Source organism: Mesoflavibacter sp. SCSIO 43206, from assembly GCF_019904215.1.
GTDB lineage: Bacteria > Bacteroidota > Bacteroidia > Flavobacteriales > Flavobacteriaceae > Mesoflavibacter > Mesoflavibacter zeaxanthinifaciens.
On sequence record NZ_CP063201.1, the window covers coordinates 810,763 to 827,466 of the forward strand.

Here is a 16,704-nt window from a genome sequence, read left to right on the forward strand (position 1 = left end):
ATTTTAGAGCTTATAAATGTACGTAGAAATTTCTCTTTTTTAAAGTGAAGTTATAAACAATTATACACAAAAAAATCCAGTATGATTATACTGGATTTTTTTATTTTATACTAAACATTTAAGTGTTATGACACTAGCTCTTCATGTACTTTTTCTGTATTAATTGCTGCTTGTATAGAGTTACGATGTCTAAAAATTAACTCGTCAATTGTTGGTGGCAAGTTATTTTCTTTTATTAACTTATCATACTCTTCTAAACTAGCTTCTTCACCTCTAATGGCTTCTTCTAATATTTTTTCTTCGTTATTAGAAGATAATGCTGATTTTAAACTCATCCAATTTCTATGTACAGTTCCTTTAAATGTGCCAGAATCTTCTGGTACCTCGCCATACCTTAAAATCTCTGTTCTTAATTCTTTAGCAAATTGACTGCGTTCTGATGCTCTTCTCTTAAAGAAGATTTTTAAATTTTTGTCGTCTACATTAGACATTGCGTTTAAATACCCTTTTTCGGCATCATAGTTTTTTACTAATAATTCGTTTAATTTTTCTGAAATTTCTTCACTATAACTCATAATATCTTTTCATTTTAAATTTCAATAAATTATTTATAGATGTGTATTGTTTCGCATCTTCATTTATAAAGATATAATGAATTACTAAGCATACCAAGGGTTTAACAAGGTTTGTGATTGCCTTAAGATTTGTTAACAATCGTTTTTAGTTTAGACAATCTCCTAAATTATCTACTATATTTTGAAGTGTACCATCATCACCACATAGGTTAATTTCGTTTTGAAGAGCTATCTTATATGAACTACAAAACTGAGGATATTGTGGTCCGTTTGGGTCTACAGCATTTAAGTTTGTCAATGTTGTTTCGGTTGTAGCATGAGCTAATTGACAAGCTACAGATTGTTGCCCATCGTTTAAAGTTGCTATTGATGTTATTGGAACATTATAAAAGTAACCACGGTTTATCACAACACTATTTAATCCTGTGCTATCAAATGCATGAAAGTAAAATGTACCTGACACTGTTTTTTCTACTATATTAAATTCTTCAATGACAATTTCACCTTCTGATGGATACAATTGAATGGTTGGATCTGGAACACTGTTAGTAGAATATGTTATATCAAACTCGTCTCTAAAAACTGCTTTTGATGCTACATTACCCAAGCTATATACACCAACGCTTGATCCAGCTGTTGATAGCGTAATAGCTTCTTCTCCACTTGTACCTGTTATATTTAAAAATCCAAACGCATCTACATTAGCTCTAAAATCTTCTGCATTCCATACAATTTCATTTTTATAAGATTGAAATGACGGAGTATTAAACTCTAAATCATCTCCACATGATAAAATTGTTGTTAATAGCAAAAATAATAAGGATATCTTTTTCATTAATAATGGATTAAAAAAACAGAAATCAAAAATATAATTTTAATTCACTTTAAATAAAAAAGACACTTAAACAGCGCTAATATTAGACCAAATACATTTTTTATTGATAAAGAGATAAACAAAAAAAGGAGCTTTAATTAAAGCTCCTTTTTTTACAAGTGTATCTGATTTTAATTTGCATCTAAATAATCTGGTGCAGAATCTGCATCGGAGTTTTGTGCATCATCTGGGTTACCATCTCCGTTTGGATCTGGGTTTTCGTCTGCTGTTGGCACACCATCGTTATCATCATCATTATCTAAATAATCATCCATTCCATCTGAATCAAAATCTTGAGAATCTACAGGATTACCATCGCCATCATCATCTATAAACTCATAAATAGTTAAGATGGTATCTCCGTCATCATCATTATCTAAATAATTAGGTGTTCCATCATTATCTGTATCAATCATTCCTTCATAAACAGTAAAAACACCATCTCCATCATCATCTTGGTCTAGGTAATTAGGTATACCATCTCCATCTGTATCATCGTTTAATGGGTTACCATCTGCGTTAATATCTTCGTCTGCTGTTAAAATACCATCATTATCTTCATCTAAATCTAAATAATCTGGTATTCCATCCATATCTGTATCTGCAGCGTTACCATCTGCATCAAGGTTTAACTCGTCGTTTGTTAAAATACCGTCATCATCATCGTCTTCGTCTAAATAATCTGCATTTAAATCTCCATCTGTATCATCATCTGTTAAATCTCCATTATTATTAAGGTCTTCAATTGAGTTTGGAACACCATCTCCATCATCATCACCGCAATCTAAGCTATCTATAGCTGCTTGTAAATCTCCGTTTGGATCTCCGCAAGTGTCAATTTGTTCGTTTAGATATTGAATATATCTTGTACACATATCAATAGTATTACCTAAAGTAGCATTATTGTAATCTGATTGTGCTGTTGCGGTATTATCACTTATTTGCTCGCAAGTTAATTGACAATTATTTACTGTTAGTTGATCAATTGTTTCTTGTATCGTCCCGTTTACATCTCCACAAAATTCTATTTGAGTATACAATGCGTTTACATATGCATTACATAATTGTTCAAAAACAGCACTTTCCATTAAATCTGCGTTATTATACGCTATCATTGCTTGTTGCACTTGTTCTTCCGCATCTACACAAGTAAAATAATTAGTTGTAGGTCCTGTTGTAAATGGTATATTATTAAAAACACCTTCTGAAAACCCTACAGAATTTAGACCTGTTGGATTAAATGCATTAAAATAAAATCTTCCTGAAAGCGTGCCTTCTTCTAAGCTACCAGCTGTAATACTTATCATTCCATCTGGACGATATACTTGTACGCTTTCATCTGGAATTTTATTTGTTGACCATAATACGTTATTTTCATCTATAAAATTAGCAAAAGAAGCATTGTATTGCATATCGTAACATGATCCTTGACCTACACTAATAGCTCCTGTACAGCTAGTAGCATCTTGCGGATAGGCTACTAACGTAATTGTTTCTAAAGAAGTAGATCCTTCTATAGTTATAACTCCATTCTCATCTACCTGAGCTGAGTAAATATTTGCATTAAACAAAACACCATCGCCTTCTCTTTGGGCTTGAAATGTGGTTATTTTAAACTCATTTTCTTCGCTACAACTAAACATTAATAAAACCGTTAAGGCTAATGCAATTACTTTTCTCATTCTTAAATCTTTGATAAATTATTGATGTTATATGTGCCTAATAATAATCTAGACATACTATCCTTCAAAAATAGAATAATTTTTTATTATAAATAATTGAAATTTAAAGTGTCGCTTAAAAAAAATATAGTATCTTTGCAAACTTATTAATAACAGAGGTCGAGAACCTCACAAATTAATTTTTTATGCCAGTAAAAATTAGATTACAAAGACACGGTAAGAAAGGGAAACCTTACTACTGGATCGTAGCAGCAGATGCTAGAGCAAAAAGAGATGGTAAATACTTAGAAAAAATAGGTGCTTACAATCCAAACACTAACCCAGCAACTATAGATTTAGATGTTGATGGTGCAGTAAAATGGTTACAGAATGGTGCACAACCAACTGACACAGCAAGAGCAATTTTATCTTATAAAGGTGCTTTACTTAAAAACCATTTAGCTGGTGGAGTTAGAAAAGGCGCTTTAACAGAAGAACAAGCAGAAGAGAAATTTAATGCTTGGTTAGATGAAAAAGCAGGAAAAGTTGATGCTAAGAAAGAAAACTTAGCTAAAGCTGAAGCAGATGCTAAAGCAAAAGCTTTTGAAGCTGAAAAAGCAGCTAACGAAGCGCGTATTGCAGCAGCAGCTCCTGTTGTTGAAGAAGAAGCTGAAGCTTCAAACGAAGAAGAATAAAAATTATTTTTTTATACTTTTAAACTCCGATAGTCGCTATCGGAGTTTTTTATGTTTAAAACTTTCCTTATGGATATAAATGAATGCTTTTACGTTGGTAAAATTGTAAAAAAATACAGTTTTAAAGGAGAATTACTAATAAAATTAGATACTGACGAGCCTGAACAATTTGAAAACCTTGAGTCTGTACTTATTAACTTAAGAGGTAATTTAGTACCTTTTTTTATAGAAAGTTCACAACTACACAAATCTGAATTACTACGTGTTAAATTTGAAGAAGTTGACACAGAAGATGATGCAGATAGTTTGATGAAAAGTGAGTTATACTTACCATTAAGCTTTTTACCAGAGTTAGAAGAAGACAAATTTTATTACCACGAAATTATAGGTTTTAAAGTTGAAGATAAAAATTTTGGAAACGTTGGAATAATTTCTGGTGTAAATGATAGTACAGCTCAAGCATTGTTTGAAATTGATAGAAATGGGACAGAAATTTTAATCCCGATGAATGACGAGTTTATCATAAAAGTAGACAAATCCAACAAAACCATTTTTGTAGAAACACCAGAAGGACTAATAGATCTTTACATTAATGAATAACCCTTTTCAATTCAAGCAGTTTACAGTTAAACAAGACCAATGCGCCATGAAAATTGGTACAGATAGCGTTTTACTTGGTGCTTGGACACCATTAAAAGACAACCCTTTTTCTATTTTAGATATTGGTGCTGGTACAGGAATTTTATCATTAATGTTAGCCCAACGTAGTAACGCACAAGTTATCGACGGTTTAGAAATAGACGAAAATACTTACGAACAGTGCGTAGACAACTTTGAAAACTCTCCTTGGTCAGACCGATTATTTTGTTATCACGCAGATTTACAAGAATTTGCCGAAGAAATTGAAGACAAATATGACCTCATAATTAGCAATCCGCCGTTTTACGCAGACCATTTTAAAACCGATAACAAGCAACGTGACATGGCGCGCTTTCAAGATGCGATGCCTTTTGAACATCTTGTGGTTTGCGCAGCTCACCTTTTGGAAGACAACGGAAGATTTTCAGTAATTATACCTTTTAGTGAAGAAGACCGATTTATCAACCTTGCTCAAAAAGTAGGTTTATTTCCTAACCAGATCCTTAACGTAAAAGGTAATCCAAACGCTGATATAAAAAGAAGTTTAATTAGCTTTAGTTTCCACGAAAGTAAAATACAAAAAGAAGAATTAATTATAGAAACCCAAAGACATCAATACACAGAAGACTACATAAATCTTACTAAAGATTTCTACTTAAAAATGTAGTTTTAATTGGGCAATGAAAACGATTTCGTTATTTTTGTTAACTATAATATTGTAAACAATATATTGTTACATATATCATTATGCAACAGTTTAAAACTATACTTATCTAATGAAACCAGATTTATTTGAAGCTCCAGATTACTTAAATCTTGACGATTTATTAAACGACGAACATAAATTAGTACGCGATGCTGCTAGAGAATGGGTTAAACGTGATGTTTCTCCTATTATTGAAGAGTATGCACAAAAAGCAGAATTTCCAGAACAAATTATTGATGGATTAGCCGAGATTGGCGCATTTGGACCATATATTCCTATGGAATATGGCGGCGCAGGATTAGACCAAATTTCTTATGGTTTAATCATGCAAGAGATTGAACGTGGCGATTCTGGTGTACGTAGTACAGCTTCTGTACAGTCGTCTTTAGTAATGTATCCTATTTTTAAATATGGTAACGAAGAGCAACGTAAAAAATACTTACCAAAACTAGCTTCTGGAGAATGGATGGGTTGTTTTGGTTTAACCGAGCCTGATCACGGATCTAATCCTGGCGGGATGGCTACTAATTTTAAAGATATGGGCGACCATTATCTTTTAAATGGTGCTAAAATGTGGATTAGTAACGCACCTTTTGCACAAGTTGCTGTTGTTTGGGCTAAAAATGAAGAAGGTCGTATTCACGGTTTAATTGTAGAGCGTGGTATGGAAGGATTTTCTACTCCAGAAACTCACAACAAATGGTCGTTACGTGCAAGTGCTACTGGCGAGCTTATTTTTGATAACGTAAAAGTGCCAAAAGAAAACCTATTACCTAACAAATCTGGTCTTGGCGCACCATTAGGCTGTTTAGATTCTGCAAGATATGGTATCGCTTGGGGCGCAATTGGTGCTGCAATGGATTGTTACGATACAGCATTAAGATACAGTAAAGAACGTATGCAGTTTGGTAAGCCAATTGGACAATTTCAATTACAACAAAAAAAGTTAGCCGAAATGATTACAGAAATCACCAAAGCACAATTATTAGCTTGGCGTGTTGGTGTGTTACGTAATGAAGGTAAAGCAACATCTGCTCAAATTTCTATGGCTAAACGTAACAATGTAGATATGGCAATAAAAATTGCTCGTGAAGCTAGACAAATGTTAGGCGGAATGGGTATTACAGGAGAATACAGTATTATGCGTCATATGATGAACTTAGAAAGCGTAATTACTTACGAAGGCACACATGATATTCATTTATTAATCACAGGTTTAGACGTCACTGGATTAAACGCTTTTAAATAAAAACTATAGATTTTATAAAAATATAAATAGTTAATAAATATAAAATGCACCTTAATTTTAGAGGTGCATTTTATATTTTTGTTAAAAATGAAAATGCTATGACTATTAACGATATTGAAAAATCAATTGATCCTCTTAAAAATCAATTGCTTAATCACAGTTTATACAATAAAATAAAATCTATAGAAGATTTAGAAATCTTTTTACAACATCATGTTTATGCTGTTTGGGATTTTATGTCGCTACTTAAAGCACTGCAAAATAAACTAACTTGTACTACAATACCTTGGTTGCCTACAAAACATCCTGAAACAAGATATTTAATTAACGAAATTGTTCTTGCCGAAGAAACCGATGTAGATATTAATGGCAAACATAAAAGCCACTACGAAATGTATTTGGACGCTATGCAAGCCTGTGGCGTTTCAACCACTAACATTGAAACGTTTTTAGAAACTTCAGAAAGTTTAGGTAACATTTTTGTTGCAATAAGAAATAGTGATTTGCCTCAATCGCTAAAGGACTTTTTAGAGTTTACGTTTAATGTTGCAATAGAAGGTCAACCACATCAAATTGCAGCTGCATTTACATTTGGTCGCGAAGATCTAATCCCGAATATGTTTACTGAAATTTTAAAAAATTTTCAGCAAAACTTCCCTGAAAAAGACCTTTCTAAATTAGTATATTATTTTGAAAGACATATCGAATTAGATGCTGACGAACATGGTCCTATGGCGCTTCAAATGATAGAAGAGCTTTGTGAAAATGATGAGAAAAAATGGAAAGAAGTTGAAGAAATATCTATAGAAGCTTTACAAAAACGAATCGCACTTTGGGATGGTATTGAAAACGAAATTTTAGAAAGCAAGGAAGTTGTATCTTTATAGATATGAAACAATCAACGCTTTTTATTTCTGCAATATTTATATTGTTTTTGTGCTGCAACGCAACAGATAGCAATCAATATAACAATATTGAAACGCCACAAACAACCAATTACAAACTATTGTCTTTGGGTGATAGTTACACGATTGGAGAAAGTGTTTGCGAAACGTGCAGATTTCCAGAACAACTTAAAGACAGCTTAATTAACAATACAGAAAATACTGCTTTCAATTTAAAGGTTGTAGCAACAACAGGCTGGACTACGACCAATTTATTAAACGGAATTAACAACGAAAATCTTCTTAATAATTACGATTTAGTCACCTTATTAATTGGTGTAAATAATCAATATCAAGGAAAAGATTTTTCAATTTATGAAACCGAATTTCCAGAACTAGTTGATATTGCAATTACAAAAGCAAAAGGCGATAAAAATAGAGTTATTGTCGTTTCTATTCCTGATTATGCGTTCACACCTTTTGGAAACGGAAACACAACTATTTCTTCAGAAATTGACGCCTATAACGCTTTCGCGGAAAATTATTGCAACGCTAATAACATTACTTTTATAAACATTACAGATATTACCAGAAATGGATTAGAAGATACAGATTTAGTTGCTTCTGATGGTTTGCATCCTTCCAAAAAAGCCTATAGTTTATTTGTTGAACGTTTATTACCTTACGCTTTAGAAAAACTTTAGCGTAAGATTATGTTTTCAGCAAAGAAAAGATTAGACAAAGCTTATCAAAATGCTCACGTTGTTCCTTTTGATGACGACTCCAAATTTATATTATTTAGCGATTGTCATCGTGGCGATAATAGTTTTGCAGACGATTTTGCCAACAACAGAAATATCTATTACCACGCATTAAAACATTATTACGTAGAAGGTTTTAATTATGCCGAACTTGGTGATGGTGATGAGCTTTGGGAAAACATTTCTTTCTCCTCCATTTTAAACGCACATAAAAATGTTTATCATTTGATGCAACTGTTTCATAAAAAGAACCGTTTGCATATGATTTGGGGAAATCATGATATGGTATATCGTAATCCTGATACAGTTAAGAAAAATCTATCTACTTATTTTGACCCAAAAGTAGGTGAAGATGTGGAGCTTTTTGGCGATATTAAATATCATGAAGCTATTGTTTTAAAACACAAAGACACCAATCAAGAGATCTTTTTAACGCACGGTCATCAAGCAGATTGGTGGAATTATCTATTCTGGAAATGGAGCCGATTTATGGTGCGTATTCTTTGGAAGCCTTTAAACGTAATGGGAATTGCAGACCCAACAAGTCCTGCAAAAAACTACAAAGAACTAATTAAAGTAGAACGTCGTACCAAAAAATGGATTACCGATAATAACAATCTAATGACCATTGTTGGTCATACACACAGACCGCGTTTTCCTGAACCTGGTGATATTGCTTTTTTTAATGATGGTAGTTGTGTACATCCAAGAAGCATCACTGGTATCGAAATAGAAAATGGGGCAATATCTTTAATAAAATGGCAAATTGCTACTAAAGAAGATGGTACACTTCAAATTGTAAGAGTATTATTAGAAGGACCTAGAAGATTGATAGATTATAGATAAAAAAATTCCTGCATAAAGCAGGAATCTTTTTTATAATTTTAAAATATTGTTGAAAATTTAAGATTCAGGAGCTAATTCTACTTCTAAGCCTTCTAATTCTGGCGTGATTTGTATTTGACAACCTAATCTTGAGTTATCTTTTACATAAAACGCTTCGCTTAGCATTGCCTCTTCATCATCTTGCATTTCTGGTAATTCGGTATCGCTTAAAACATAACATTGACAACTAGCACACATTGCCATGCCACCACAAATACCAATAGTACCTTCTGGCGCAAGCTCGTAACTACGTACAACTTCCATTAAATTCATTGCCATGTCTGTTGGCGCAAGCACTTCGTGAGTAACACCATCACGATCGGTAATTTTAATATTAACATCTTGATTTTCCATGTTACTCTATTGCTTTAACAACTGCTTTAGGCGCTTCTTTACGTGTACCATCAAAACCATCTACTCCTGCAACAGTTGTATATTTTAACACATAACGTTTACCTGGATTAATAATTTGATAAGCAGATTGACACATCAAAGTTGCCTCATGAAATCCGCAAAGTATTAACTTTAACTTACCTGGATATGTATTAACATCTCCAATAGCATATATACCAGGAATATTAGTTTGATAGTCTAACGCATTGTTTACTTTAATGGCGTTTTTTTCTATTTCTAATCCCCAATCTGCAATTGGTCCTAATTTTGGAGACAAACCAAATAAAGGCACAAAATGATCACATTCTTTTTTGAAAGTTTTTGCGTCTTGTTTAATGGTTACCGCTTCTACTTTGCCATCACCTTCTATGCCAATAACTTCTGCTGGAGTAATTAAATTAATTTTTCCTGCAGATTTTAATTCTTGTACTTTTTCTACTGAATCTAAATGACCTCTAAACTCGTTACGTCTGTGTATTAAAGTAACCTCTTCGGCTACATCACTTAAAAAGATACTCCAGTCTAAAGCAGAGTCGCCACCACCAGCAATAACAACCTTTTTACCACGATAGATTTCTGGTTCTTTAATCATGTATTCTACACCTTTATCTTCGTAATCTGATAGATTATCTATTAAAGGTTTACGTGGCTCAAAACTACCTAATCCACCTGCTATTGCCACAACTGGCGCATGGTGTTTTGTCCCTTTGTTTGTAGTTACAATAAAAGTCCCGTCGTCTTGTTTTTCTATGGTATCTGCGCGCTCTCCTAACGTAAACCCAGGTTCAAACTGCTTGCATTGTTCCATTAACTTGTCGGTTAAATCTCCTGCTAAAATTTCTGGATATGCTGGTATATCGTAGATTGGTTTTTTAGGATATAACTCTGAACATTGTCCACCTGGTTGTGGTAATGCGTCTATTAAATGACATTTTAGTTTTAGTAATCCTGCTTCAAAGACTGCAAATAGACCTGTTGGTCCTGCGCCTATGATTAGTATATCTGTTTTAATCATTTTTTAGATTGTTTTGTGCAAATGTAAAAGGTTAATGTGTTGTGGCTTATGACTTTTATCAGCTTTACGATTGCGTTAGCGATAGTAGTGGCATCCTTTTTTTGCTAACTTTACTTTGATTTTTAGTCTATAGGTAGTTGCAAAAAAAGATATAACGGATAGCGCGACCCTTGTGGTAACGCCCTAAACGCCAACATTTGTGACTTTTTCTATCTGTGGAGCGTACTTTTTTATAGTCATCTCTACACCAGATTTTAAAGTCATTTGATTGACACTACATGAGGTACATGCACCTTGAAGTTGTACGATAACCTCGTTATTATCTATAGAGATTAACTCTATATCTCCGCCATCATTTTGTAAAAATGGACGGATTTCTTCTAGAGCTTTTTCTACGTTTGTTTTTAGTTCTTGTGCTGTCATTTATTTTTTATTTACCGCAGAACAACCTGCCATAGTTGTAATTTTTATCGCTTCGGTTTCTGGTAAGTTTTCGTTACGATTTACCACTTCTTGCACGACGTTTTGTGTTAGTTTTTCAAAAGCTTTCTCGGTTGGTGTTGCGACTTGCATTGCTGCTGGACGACCAACATCTCCTGCTTCTCTAATACTTTGTACTAAAGGAATTTCTCCTAATAATGGCACATCTAAATCTTCTGCTAGATTTTTTGCTCCTTCTTTACCAAAGATATAGTATTTGTTGTTTGGCAACTCTTCTGGTGTAAAGTAAGCCATATTTTCTATAATTCCTAAAACAGGTACGTTTATACTGTCTTGTTGGAACATAGCTACTCCTTTTTTAGCATCTGCTAAAGCTACGTTTTGTGGTGTACTTACTACTACTGCTCCTGTAATTGGTAAGGATTGCATAATACTTAAATGAATATCTCCTGTTCCTGGTGGCAAGTCTAATAGTAAGAAATCTAGCTCGCCCCAAGCAGCATCAAATATCATTTGATTTAATGCTTTTGCAGCCATAGGTCCGCGCCAAATTACGGCTTGGTCTGGTTTTGTAAAAAAGCCTATAGATAATATTTTAACACCGTAATTTTCTACAGGTTTCATTTTGGATTTACCGTCTACTGTTACAGATAATGGTTTTTCCATTTCTACATCAAACATAATTGGCATTGATGGCCCATAAATATCTGCATCTAAAACACCTACTTTAAAGCCCATTTTTGCCAACATAATCGCTATGTTAGCGGTAACTGTAGATTTACCTACACCGCCTTTACCCGATGCTACTGCAACAATATTTTGAATACCTGGTATTGGTTTACCTTTAATGGTGTTTGCTTGTGGTTTTTCTGGCGCGTCTACTTTTACGTTTACTTTAATTTTTGCTTTTTCGTACACATGTTTGTGTATGGCTTGCAAAATTTCTACTTCTGTTTTTTTACGTGCTTGTAATGATGGGTTTTTTATTGTAATATCTACTATAACTTCGTCTCCAAAAGTAACTACGTTAGTTACAGATCCGCTTTCTACCATGTTTTGTCCTTCTCCTGGTACTGTTATAGTTTCTAGTGCTTTAAGTATATCTTGTTTGTTTAACTTCATCTTTAAAATATTGTGCTAAAAATCAATTTTTTAACGTGTTTTATCAAGGATATTTCTAAAATGCAAATATACTACTTATTAAGTGAAGTTAAGCTGTTGTTATTGCAAGTTTTTTTATGGTGAAATAAGGGAAATTTATAAACTTTTAGAAGGATCCCAAAACACCATTTCAAAATTTTGAATTTGATTATCTTTTACCTTAACACCTTCGCTTTCTAACAGCTGTTGCATTAGGTTAGTACCTTCAAAATGATGCTTGCCGGTTAACAAACCTTTTCTATTTACCACACGATGTGCTGGTACGTCTTTTCCTGCAGAACCATTCATAGCGTAACCTACTAACCTAGCACTTCTTTTGGCGCCTAAATAATTTGCAATAGCACCGTAAGAGGTTACTCTTCCGTAAGGAATTTGTCTTGCCACCTCATAAACCTTCTCGTAAAAACTTAAGGTTTCTGGTTTCATAAGTCTTTAATGATATTAATTAGCGTAACTACAGCTATAACAGCAGTGATAATACCTATACTAAAGTTCATGTTTTTTTGAGACTTTATACGTTTGCTTTTAATTTTTTCAAATAAAAACACATACACATAAAGCATTACAAAAGTACCTGTTGCTGCTCCTGCAACGTAAGATGCAATACCAGTTTTATCAAAAGTTAGCCATCCAAAACCTGCTAAAGTCAAACTCATATAAGCTTGATAAGGTATTGGGAAAACGTTTAAAGCAGATAACAACATCCCATAAAAAAAACGACTGTGTTTACTGCGTCTGGTTTGTTCTATTTTGGGTTGTGGTTTCTTTTTAGCTAAAACAAAAAAGTAAATAGCGATTAACACAAAAAGTACAAAAGCAACACGTTGTAGTATTTTTATTATCTCTGGATGCTTACTTAAATACCTTGCAAATATTACTGCTATTAAGGTTTGAAAAATAACAACAATACAAACGCCAACAGAAAAAACCAAACCACGGTTATAGCCTTCTTTTAAGCTAATTTTTGCTGCTGTCATATTAAGCAAACCTGGTGGTATAACACCTACTAATGCAATAATTAGACTTAAGAAAAATGTAATTGTAAGGCCCAAAGGTTATTTTATTTTGAATCTAATATACGTAATTGGTTTGTTTTGTTCTAAATATTGACCTTCGTAAAAGGTTTGTATACTTGTAACTTCTTCTGGACTTCCTTCTTGTCTATACACATCGTTATTAGAGTACAACACTTCATGTCCTTCGCCATGTAAAAGACCTAAGGTGTAACCATGCATAAACTCAGAGTCGGTTTTAAGATTCATTACGCCATCTGGTTTTAATACTTTTTTGTAGCGTTTTAAAAACTCAGAATTGGTCATGCGGTGTTTTGTACGCTTATATTTAATTTGTGGATCTGGAAAGGTGATCCAAATTTCATCCACTTCGTTTTCTGCAAAAACATATTCTATTAATTCTATTTGAGTACGTATAAATGCAGCGTTTGGTATGTTTTCTTCTACAGCTGTCTTTGCGCCTCTCCAAAAACGTGCGCCTTTTATATCTATCCCTATAAAGTTTTTATTTGGATATTTTTTTGCTAAAGCAACTGTATACTCGCCTTTACCGCATCCTAATTCTAGAACAATTGGGTTATTATTTTTAAACACTTGTGCATTCCATTGTCCTTTGTATTGGTAATCCATATCTACCAACTGACTTCTTGTTGGTTGAAATACGTTATCAAATGTTTCGTTTTCTTGAAATCGTTTTAATTTGTTTTTGCTTCCCACTTGTTTTAACAATTTGTTATTTCCGGCGTAAAATTAAGGAAATATACCTTAGTACTATTATACTTATCTTTGAAATTAGCTTTTTTGCGTTAAGGATGGAAATGACATCCTTTTTTTGCTGCCATATATGGCAAAAAAAGATATAACGGACAGCCTGACCACTTGCACTGAGCGTAGTCGAAGTGTGTGGTAACGCCCAAATTTTTATAATGAAAAAAAGAATTCTTGTTGCGCCTCTTAATTGGGGAATTGGTCATGCTACACGTTGCATACCTATTATTAATGCGCTTATTGAACAAAATTTTGAACCTGTTATTGCTTCTGATGGTGCTGCTTTAGCACTACTTAAAAAAGAATTTAAACAGATTATCTTTATCGAGTTGCCTGCTTACAATATTACTTATTCTAAATCTAGCTTTAAATGGCGCCTTTTTAGACAACTACCTAAGATTAAAAAAGCTATTTTAAAAGAACATTTAGCGATTAAAAAAATTGTACACGATTATGCTATTGAAGGTATAATCTCTGACAACAGAATGGGTGTATATAGTTCTAAAATTCCGTCGGTGTTTATTACTCATCAGCTTAATGTTTTAAGCGGAATGACTACAAAATTAAGCACATCTTTACATGATTATTATCTTAAAAAGTTTGATGAATGTTGGGTACCAGATTTTGAAAACACACCTAATTTAAGTGGTAAATTAGGACATGATTTTACTTCAAAACTTTTACCTATTAAATATATTGGCGCATTAAGCAGGTTAGAAAAAACACTTATTCCTTCTAAGTTTGATATCATGGTCTTGTTATCTGGTCCTGAGCCACAACGTGGATTATTAGAGCAAAAATTATTTAAAGAATTAGCAGACTATAATGGTAATATATTATTTGTAAAAGGTAAGATTGAAGGTGAGCAACGTATTGAAACCAAGCAACAGTTTACCATTTATAATTTTATGACTTCTGCAGATTTACAAACAGCTTTAAACAGTTGTGATTTGGTAATTTCTAGATCTGGATATACTACTGTTATGGACTTAGCTAAGTTAGGTAAAAAAGCATTTTTTATTCCTACACCAGGACAGTTTGAACAAGAATATATAGCCCAAAATTTAAACAAACAAGGTATTATACCTAGTTGTAACCAAAAAGAATTTTCTTTAAAGCAACTTGATAGAGTTAAAGATTTTACTGGATTTGATGCTTTAGATTGTAAAACAAACTTTAGTGATTTGTTTAAGCTTTTTCTAGCGTAAAAGAAAACTCGCTACCAACGTTTACTTCGCTTTCTACATAGATTTTTTCGTCGTGTGCTTCTATAATATGTTTTACTATAGATAGTCCTAAACCAGATCCGCCTTCTTTACGCGATCCGCTTTTGTCTACGCGATAAAAACGCTCAAAAAGTCTTGGTAAATGTTCTTTACCAATACCTTCGCCATTATCGGTGACTCTTATTATAACTTTGTTTTTAATAAGTCTTTCTATACTAATCTCTGTAGTACCGTTTTGATGACCATATTTAATTGAATTTACGACTAAGTTGGTTAACACTTGCTGGATACGCTCTTCATCACCTTTTACCAGTATTGGTTGTTTGTAGTCCATATCAAACATTAGGCTAATTTTTTTCTTAGCAGCTTTCATTTCTAGTAAGTCAAAAACACTTTTTACTAGATCTACAATATCAAAAGTGGTAACATTAAGTCGTAAATCTCCTACTTCTAATTTGGTAATCATATCTAGGTCTTTTACGATATATATTAATCGTTCTACACCTTTGTTGGCTCTTTCTAGATATTTTTCGGCTACGTTTTTATCTTTCATTGCGCCGTCAAGCAATGTTTCTATATAACCTTGTACTGTAAATAATGGTGTTTTAAGCTCGTGCGATACGTTACCCATAAACTCTTTACGGTATTCTTCTCTAACCTTTAAAGTTTCTATTTCTAACTTTTTGTCTTTGGCATATTTATCTATTTGCCTAGTTAGCGTTGCCATATCTGTAGTAATGCTATGTTTTCTAAAACTAGCAGACTCTAACAAGGTAAGGTCTTTGTAAATTTTGTTTATTCTTTTATAGATGAATTTTTCTACTCTATATTGAATAATTAAAAAGGAAAATGAATACGTAAAAAAAGCAAAAAACAGTATGTGTAATATGTTTATTGTATAAAACAAATACAAAAAAACACTCATTAAGAGCGTTAAAAATACGGTGATTAAAAACGAAGTTTTTAATGCAAACTTGTATGTTTTTTTTAGTTTCAAATAAAAGTTATTCTACAAACTTATAGCCAACACCTTTTACGGTTTTAAAGCTATCGTCGCCAATTTTTTCTCTTAGTTTTCTTATGTGTACATCTATAGTACGTCCGCCAACTACGACTTCGTTACCCCAAACGCGGTCTAAAATATCTTCTCTTTTAAAGACTTTACCTGGTTTTGATGCCAACAAAGATAAGAGTTCAAATTCTTTTCTTGGTAAAATAATCTCTTCGTTTCCTAAAATAATCTTGTATTCGTCTCTATTAATGGTAAGCTTACCAATTTTTATAACCGATTGGTTAGTGTCTTCAGATTTTAATCGTCTTAAAAGTGCTTTTACTTTACTTATTAATACTTTTGGTTTAATTGGTTTAGTAATATAATCGTCTGCACCAGCGTCAAAACCTGCTACTTGAGAGTAATCTTCTCCTCTTGCGGTTAAAAATGTAATAATTGTGCTGCTTAATTCTGGTACTTTTCTAATAGCTTCACAAGCTTCAATACCATCCATTTCTGGCATCATCACATCTAATATAATAAGGTGTGGTTTTTCTTTTTTTGCTTTTTTAACAGCTTTTACACCGTTATCTGCAGTAATGACTTGGTAACCTTCTGCACTTAAATTATAGCCTACTATTTCAAGAATATCCGGCTCGTCGTCTACTAAAAGAATTTTAATATCTTTCTTATTCATCAGAATGACTTTGTGTTAAAATAATAACGTAAAGATAAAATTATTAAAATTAAATTATCTATTTAATCCA

At 32.8% G+C, this 16,704-nt stretch carries 20 protein-coding genes; 8 read left to right on the forward strand and 12 right to left on the reverse strand.

The window, feature by feature from the left end; genetic code table 11:
• Window positions 1-125: 125 nt before the first annotated feature.
• From INR78_RS03960 to INR78_RS03970, 3 genes are all read right to left on the reverse strand, one after another.
• Window positions 126-575 (reverse strand): PA2169 family four-helix-bundle protein, encoded by a 450-nt coding sequence (locus INR78_RS03960; protein WP_223077560.1) that lies wholly within the window; start codon window positions 573-575, stop codon window positions 126-128.
• Window positions 576-720: 145 nt separating this feature from the next.
• The gene (locus INR78_RS03965; RefSeq protein WP_223077561.1) at window positions 721-1,410 is read right to left on the reverse strand and encodes a DUF6252 family protein; all 690 of its coding nucleotides are present in this window, start codon (window positions 1,408-1,410) and stop codon (window positions 721-723) included.
• A gap of 170 nt (window positions 1,411-1,580) precedes the next feature.
• Window positions 1,581-3,131, reverse strand: a complete 1,551-nt coding sequence (locus INR78_RS03970) for a DUF6252 family protein (RefSeq protein ID WP_223077562.1) — start codon at window positions 3,129-3,131, stop codon at window positions 1,581-1,583.
• Between the two features lie 185 nt (window positions 3,132-3,316).
• Here INR78_RS03970 and INR78_RS03975 point away from each other — a divergent pair, with 185 nt between their 5' ends.
• The 7 genes from INR78_RS03975 to INR78_RS04005 all read left to right on the forward strand — a co-directional run bounded on the left by INR78_RS03975 (window position 3,317) and on the right by INR78_RS04005 (window position 8,890).
• Window positions 3,317-3,805 (forward strand): 30S ribosomal protein S16, encoded by a 489-nt coding sequence (locus INR78_RS03975; RefSeq protein WP_223077563.1) that lies wholly within the window; start codon window positions 3,317-3,319, stop codon window positions 3,803-3,805.
• Window positions 3,806-3,874: 69 nt separating this feature from the next.
• Window positions 3,875-4,405, forward strand: a complete 531-nt coding sequence (gene rimM, locus INR78_RS03980) for a ribosome maturation factor RimM (RefSeq protein WP_223077564.1) — start codon at window positions 3,875-3,877, stop codon at window positions 4,403-4,405.
• Window positions 4,398-5,111 (forward strand): tRNA1(Val) (adenine(37)-N6)-methyltransferase, encoded by a 714-nt coding sequence (locus tag INR78_RS03985; RefSeq protein ID WP_223077565.1) that lies wholly within the window; start codon window positions 4,398-4,400, stop codon window positions 5,109-5,111. Before rimM ends, INR78_RS03985 begins: the two co-directional genes overlap by 8 nt.
• A 109-nt stretch (window positions 5,112-5,220) precedes the next feature.
• The gene (locus INR78_RS03990; protein WP_223077566.1) at window positions 5,221-6,399 is read left to right on the forward strand and encodes an acyl-CoA dehydrogenase family protein; all 1,179 of its coding nucleotides are present in this window, start codon (window positions 5,221-5,223) and stop codon (window positions 6,397-6,399) included.
• Window positions 6,400-6,497: 98 nt separating this feature from the next.
• Window positions 6,498-7,286, forward strand: coding sequence for a DUF3050 domain-containing protein (locus tag INR78_RS03995; RefSeq protein ID WP_223077567.1), 789 nt, complete (start codon window positions 6,498-6,500; stop codon window positions 7,284-7,286).
• Window positions 7,287-7,288: 2 nt separating this feature from the next.
• The gene (locus INR78_RS04000; protein WP_223077568.1) at window positions 7,289-7,987 is read left to right on the forward strand and encodes an SGNH/GDSL hydrolase family protein; all 699 of its coding nucleotides are present in this window, start codon (window positions 7,289-7,291) and stop codon (window positions 7,985-7,987) included.
• A gap of 9 nt (window positions 7,988-7,996) precedes the next feature.
• Window positions 7,997-8,890, forward strand: coding sequence for a metallophosphoesterase (locus tag INR78_RS04005; protein ID WP_223077569.1), 894 nt, complete (start codon window positions 7,997-7,999; stop codon window positions 8,888-8,890).
• Window positions 8,891-8,947: 57 nt separating this feature from the next.
• Here the strand turns inward: INR78_RS04005 and INR78_RS04010 are convergent, their stop codons facing one another.
• The 7 genes from INR78_RS04010 to trmB all read right to left on the reverse strand — a co-directional run bounded on the left by INR78_RS04010 (window position 8,948) and on the right by trmB (window position 13,669).
• Complete coding sequence (locus INR78_RS04010) at window positions 8,948-9,283, reverse strand: 2Fe-2S iron-sulfur cluster-binding protein (protein ID WP_223077570.1); 336 nt, start codon at window positions 9,281-9,283, stop codon at window positions 8,948-8,950.
• A 1-nt stretch (window position 9,284) separates the two neighbouring features.
• On the reverse strand, window positions 9,285-10,337 hold the full coding sequence (locus INR78_RS04015; RefSeq protein WP_223077571.1) for an NAD(P)/FAD-dependent oxidoreductase: 1,053 nt from the start codon (window positions 10,335-10,337) through the stop codon (window positions 9,285-9,287).
• 183 nt (window positions 10,338-10,520) lie between these two features.
• Window positions 10,521-10,760 carry a NifU family protein gene (locus INR78_RS04020; RefSeq protein ID WP_223077572.1) on the reverse strand — a complete coding sequence of 80 codons (240 nt, stop codon included), beginning with the start codon at window positions 10,758-10,760 and terminating at the stop codon, window positions 10,521-10,523.
• Window positions 10,761-11,900: an Mrp/NBP35 family ATP-binding protein gene (locus INR78_RS04025; protein WP_223077573.1), complete on the reverse strand. Its 1,140-nt coding sequence runs from the start codon at window positions 11,898-11,900 to the stop codon at window positions 10,761-10,763. It abuts the gene before it with no gap.
• Window positions 11,901-12,035: 135 nt separating this feature from the next.
• Window positions 12,036-12,365 carry an MGMT family protein gene (locus INR78_RS04030; RefSeq protein ID WP_027880891.1) on the reverse strand — a complete coding sequence of 110 codons (330 nt, stop codon included), beginning with the start codon at window positions 12,363-12,365 and terminating at the stop codon, window positions 12,036-12,038.
• A complete protein-coding gene (locus tag INR78_RS04035) occupies window positions 12,362-12,991 on the reverse strand; it encodes a LysE family transporter (protein ID WP_223077574.1) in 630 nt (209 codons plus the stop codon). Before INR78_RS04035 ends, INR78_RS04030 begins: the two co-directional genes overlap by 4 nt.
• Before the next feature lie 3 nt (window positions 12,992-12,994).
• Complete coding sequence (gene trmB, locus INR78_RS04040) at window positions 12,995-13,669, reverse strand: tRNA (guanosine(46)-N7)-methyltransferase TrmB (RefSeq protein WP_027880889.1); 675 nt, start codon at window positions 13,667-13,669, stop codon at window positions 12,995-12,997.
• Between the two features lie 209 nt (window positions 13,670-13,878).
• Here trmB and INR78_RS04045 point away from each other — a divergent pair, with 209 nt between their 5' ends.
• Complete coding sequence (locus tag INR78_RS04045; protein ID WP_223077575.1) at window positions 13,879-14,928, forward strand: glycosyltransferase; 1,050 nt, start codon at window positions 13,879-13,881, stop codon at window positions 14,926-14,928.
• Here the strand turns inward: INR78_RS04045 and INR78_RS04050 are convergent.
• Together INR78_RS04050 and INR78_RS04055 are read right to left on the reverse strand one after the other, a co-directional pair.
• On the reverse strand, window positions 14,909-15,871 hold the full coding sequence (locus INR78_RS04050; protein WP_223077576.1) for a cell wall metabolism sensor histidine kinase WalK: 963 nt from the start codon (window positions 15,869-15,871) through the stop codon (window positions 14,909-14,911). The genes INR78_RS04045 and INR78_RS04050 overlap by 20 nt on opposite strands.
• A 79-nt stretch (window positions 15,872-15,950) precedes the next feature.
• On the reverse strand, window positions 15,951-16,634 hold the full coding sequence (locus INR78_RS04055) for a response regulator transcription factor (RefSeq protein WP_223077577.1): 684 nt from the start codon (window positions 16,632-16,634) through the stop codon (window positions 15,951-15,953).
• Window positions 16,635-16,704 lie beyond the last annotated feature (70 nt).

Coding starts and splice junctions, on each gene's coding strand:
- INR78_RS03960 (WP_223077560.1), bottom strand. CDS start 575: ATGAGTTATAGTGAAGAAATTTCAGAAAAATTAAACGAATTATTAGTA.
- INR78_RS03975 (WP_223077563.1), top strand. CDS start 3,317: ATGCCAGTAAAAATTAGATTACAAAGACACGGTAAGAAAGGGAAACCT.
- INR78_RS04045 (WP_223077575.1), top strand. CDS start 13,879: ATGAAAAAAAGAATTCTTGTTGCGCCTCTTAATTGGGGAATTGGTCAT.
- INR78_RS03990 (WP_223077566.1), top strand. CDS start 5,221: ATGAAACCAGATTTATTTGAAGCTCCAGATTACTTAAATCTTGACGAT.
- INR78_RS04055 (WP_223077577.1), bottom strand. CDS start 16,634: ATGAATAAGAAAGATATTAAAATTCTTTTAGTAGACGACGAGCCGGAT.
- INR78_RS04020 (WP_223077572.1), bottom strand. CDS start 10,760: ATGACAGCACAAGAACTAAAAACAAACGTAGAAAAAGCTCTAGAAGAA.
- INR78_RS04015 (WP_223077571.1), bottom strand. CDS start 10,337: ATGATTAAAACAGATATACTAATCATAGGCGCAGGACCAACAGGTCTA.
- INR78_RS03970 (WP_223077562.1), bottom strand. CDS start 3,131: ATGAGAAAAGTAATTGCATTAGCCTTAACGGTTTTATTAATGTTTAGT.
- INR78_RS04010 (WP_223077570.1), bottom strand. CDS start 9,283: ATGGAAAATCAAGATGTTAATATTAAAATTACCGATCGTGATGGTGTT.
- INR78_RS04005 (WP_223077569.1), top strand. CDS start 7,997: ATGTTTTCAGCAAAGAAAAGATTAGACAAAGCTTATCAAAATGCTCAC.
- INR78_RS03995 (WP_223077567.1), top strand. CDS start 6,498: ATGACTATTAACGATATTGAAAAATCAATTGATCCTCTTAAAAATCAA.
- INR78_RS04050 (WP_223077576.1), bottom strand. CDS start 15,871: ATGAGTGTTTTTTTGTATTTGTTTTATACAATAAACATATTACACATA.
- INR78_RS03985 (WP_223077565.1), top strand. CDS start 4,398: ATGAATAACCCTTTTCAATTCAAGCAGTTTACAGTTAAACAAGACCAA.
- INR78_RS04000 (WP_223077568.1), top strand. CDS start 7,289: ATGAAACAATCAACGCTTTTTATTTCTGCAATATTTATATTGTTTTTG.
- INR78_RS04025 (WP_223077573.1), bottom strand. CDS start 11,900: ATGAAGTTAAACAAACAAGATATACTTAAAGCACTAGAAACTATAACA.
- INR78_RS04030 (WP_027880891.1), bottom strand. CDS start 12,365: ATGAAACCAGAAACCTTAAGTTTTTACGAGAAGGTTTATGAGGTGGCA.
- rimM (WP_223077564.1), top strand. CDS start 3,875: ATGGATATAAATGAATGCTTTTACGTTGGTAAAATTGTAAAAAAATAC.
- INR78_RS03965 (WP_223077561.1), bottom strand. CDS start 1,410: ATGAAAAAGATATCCTTATTATTTTTGCTATTAACAACAATTTTATCA.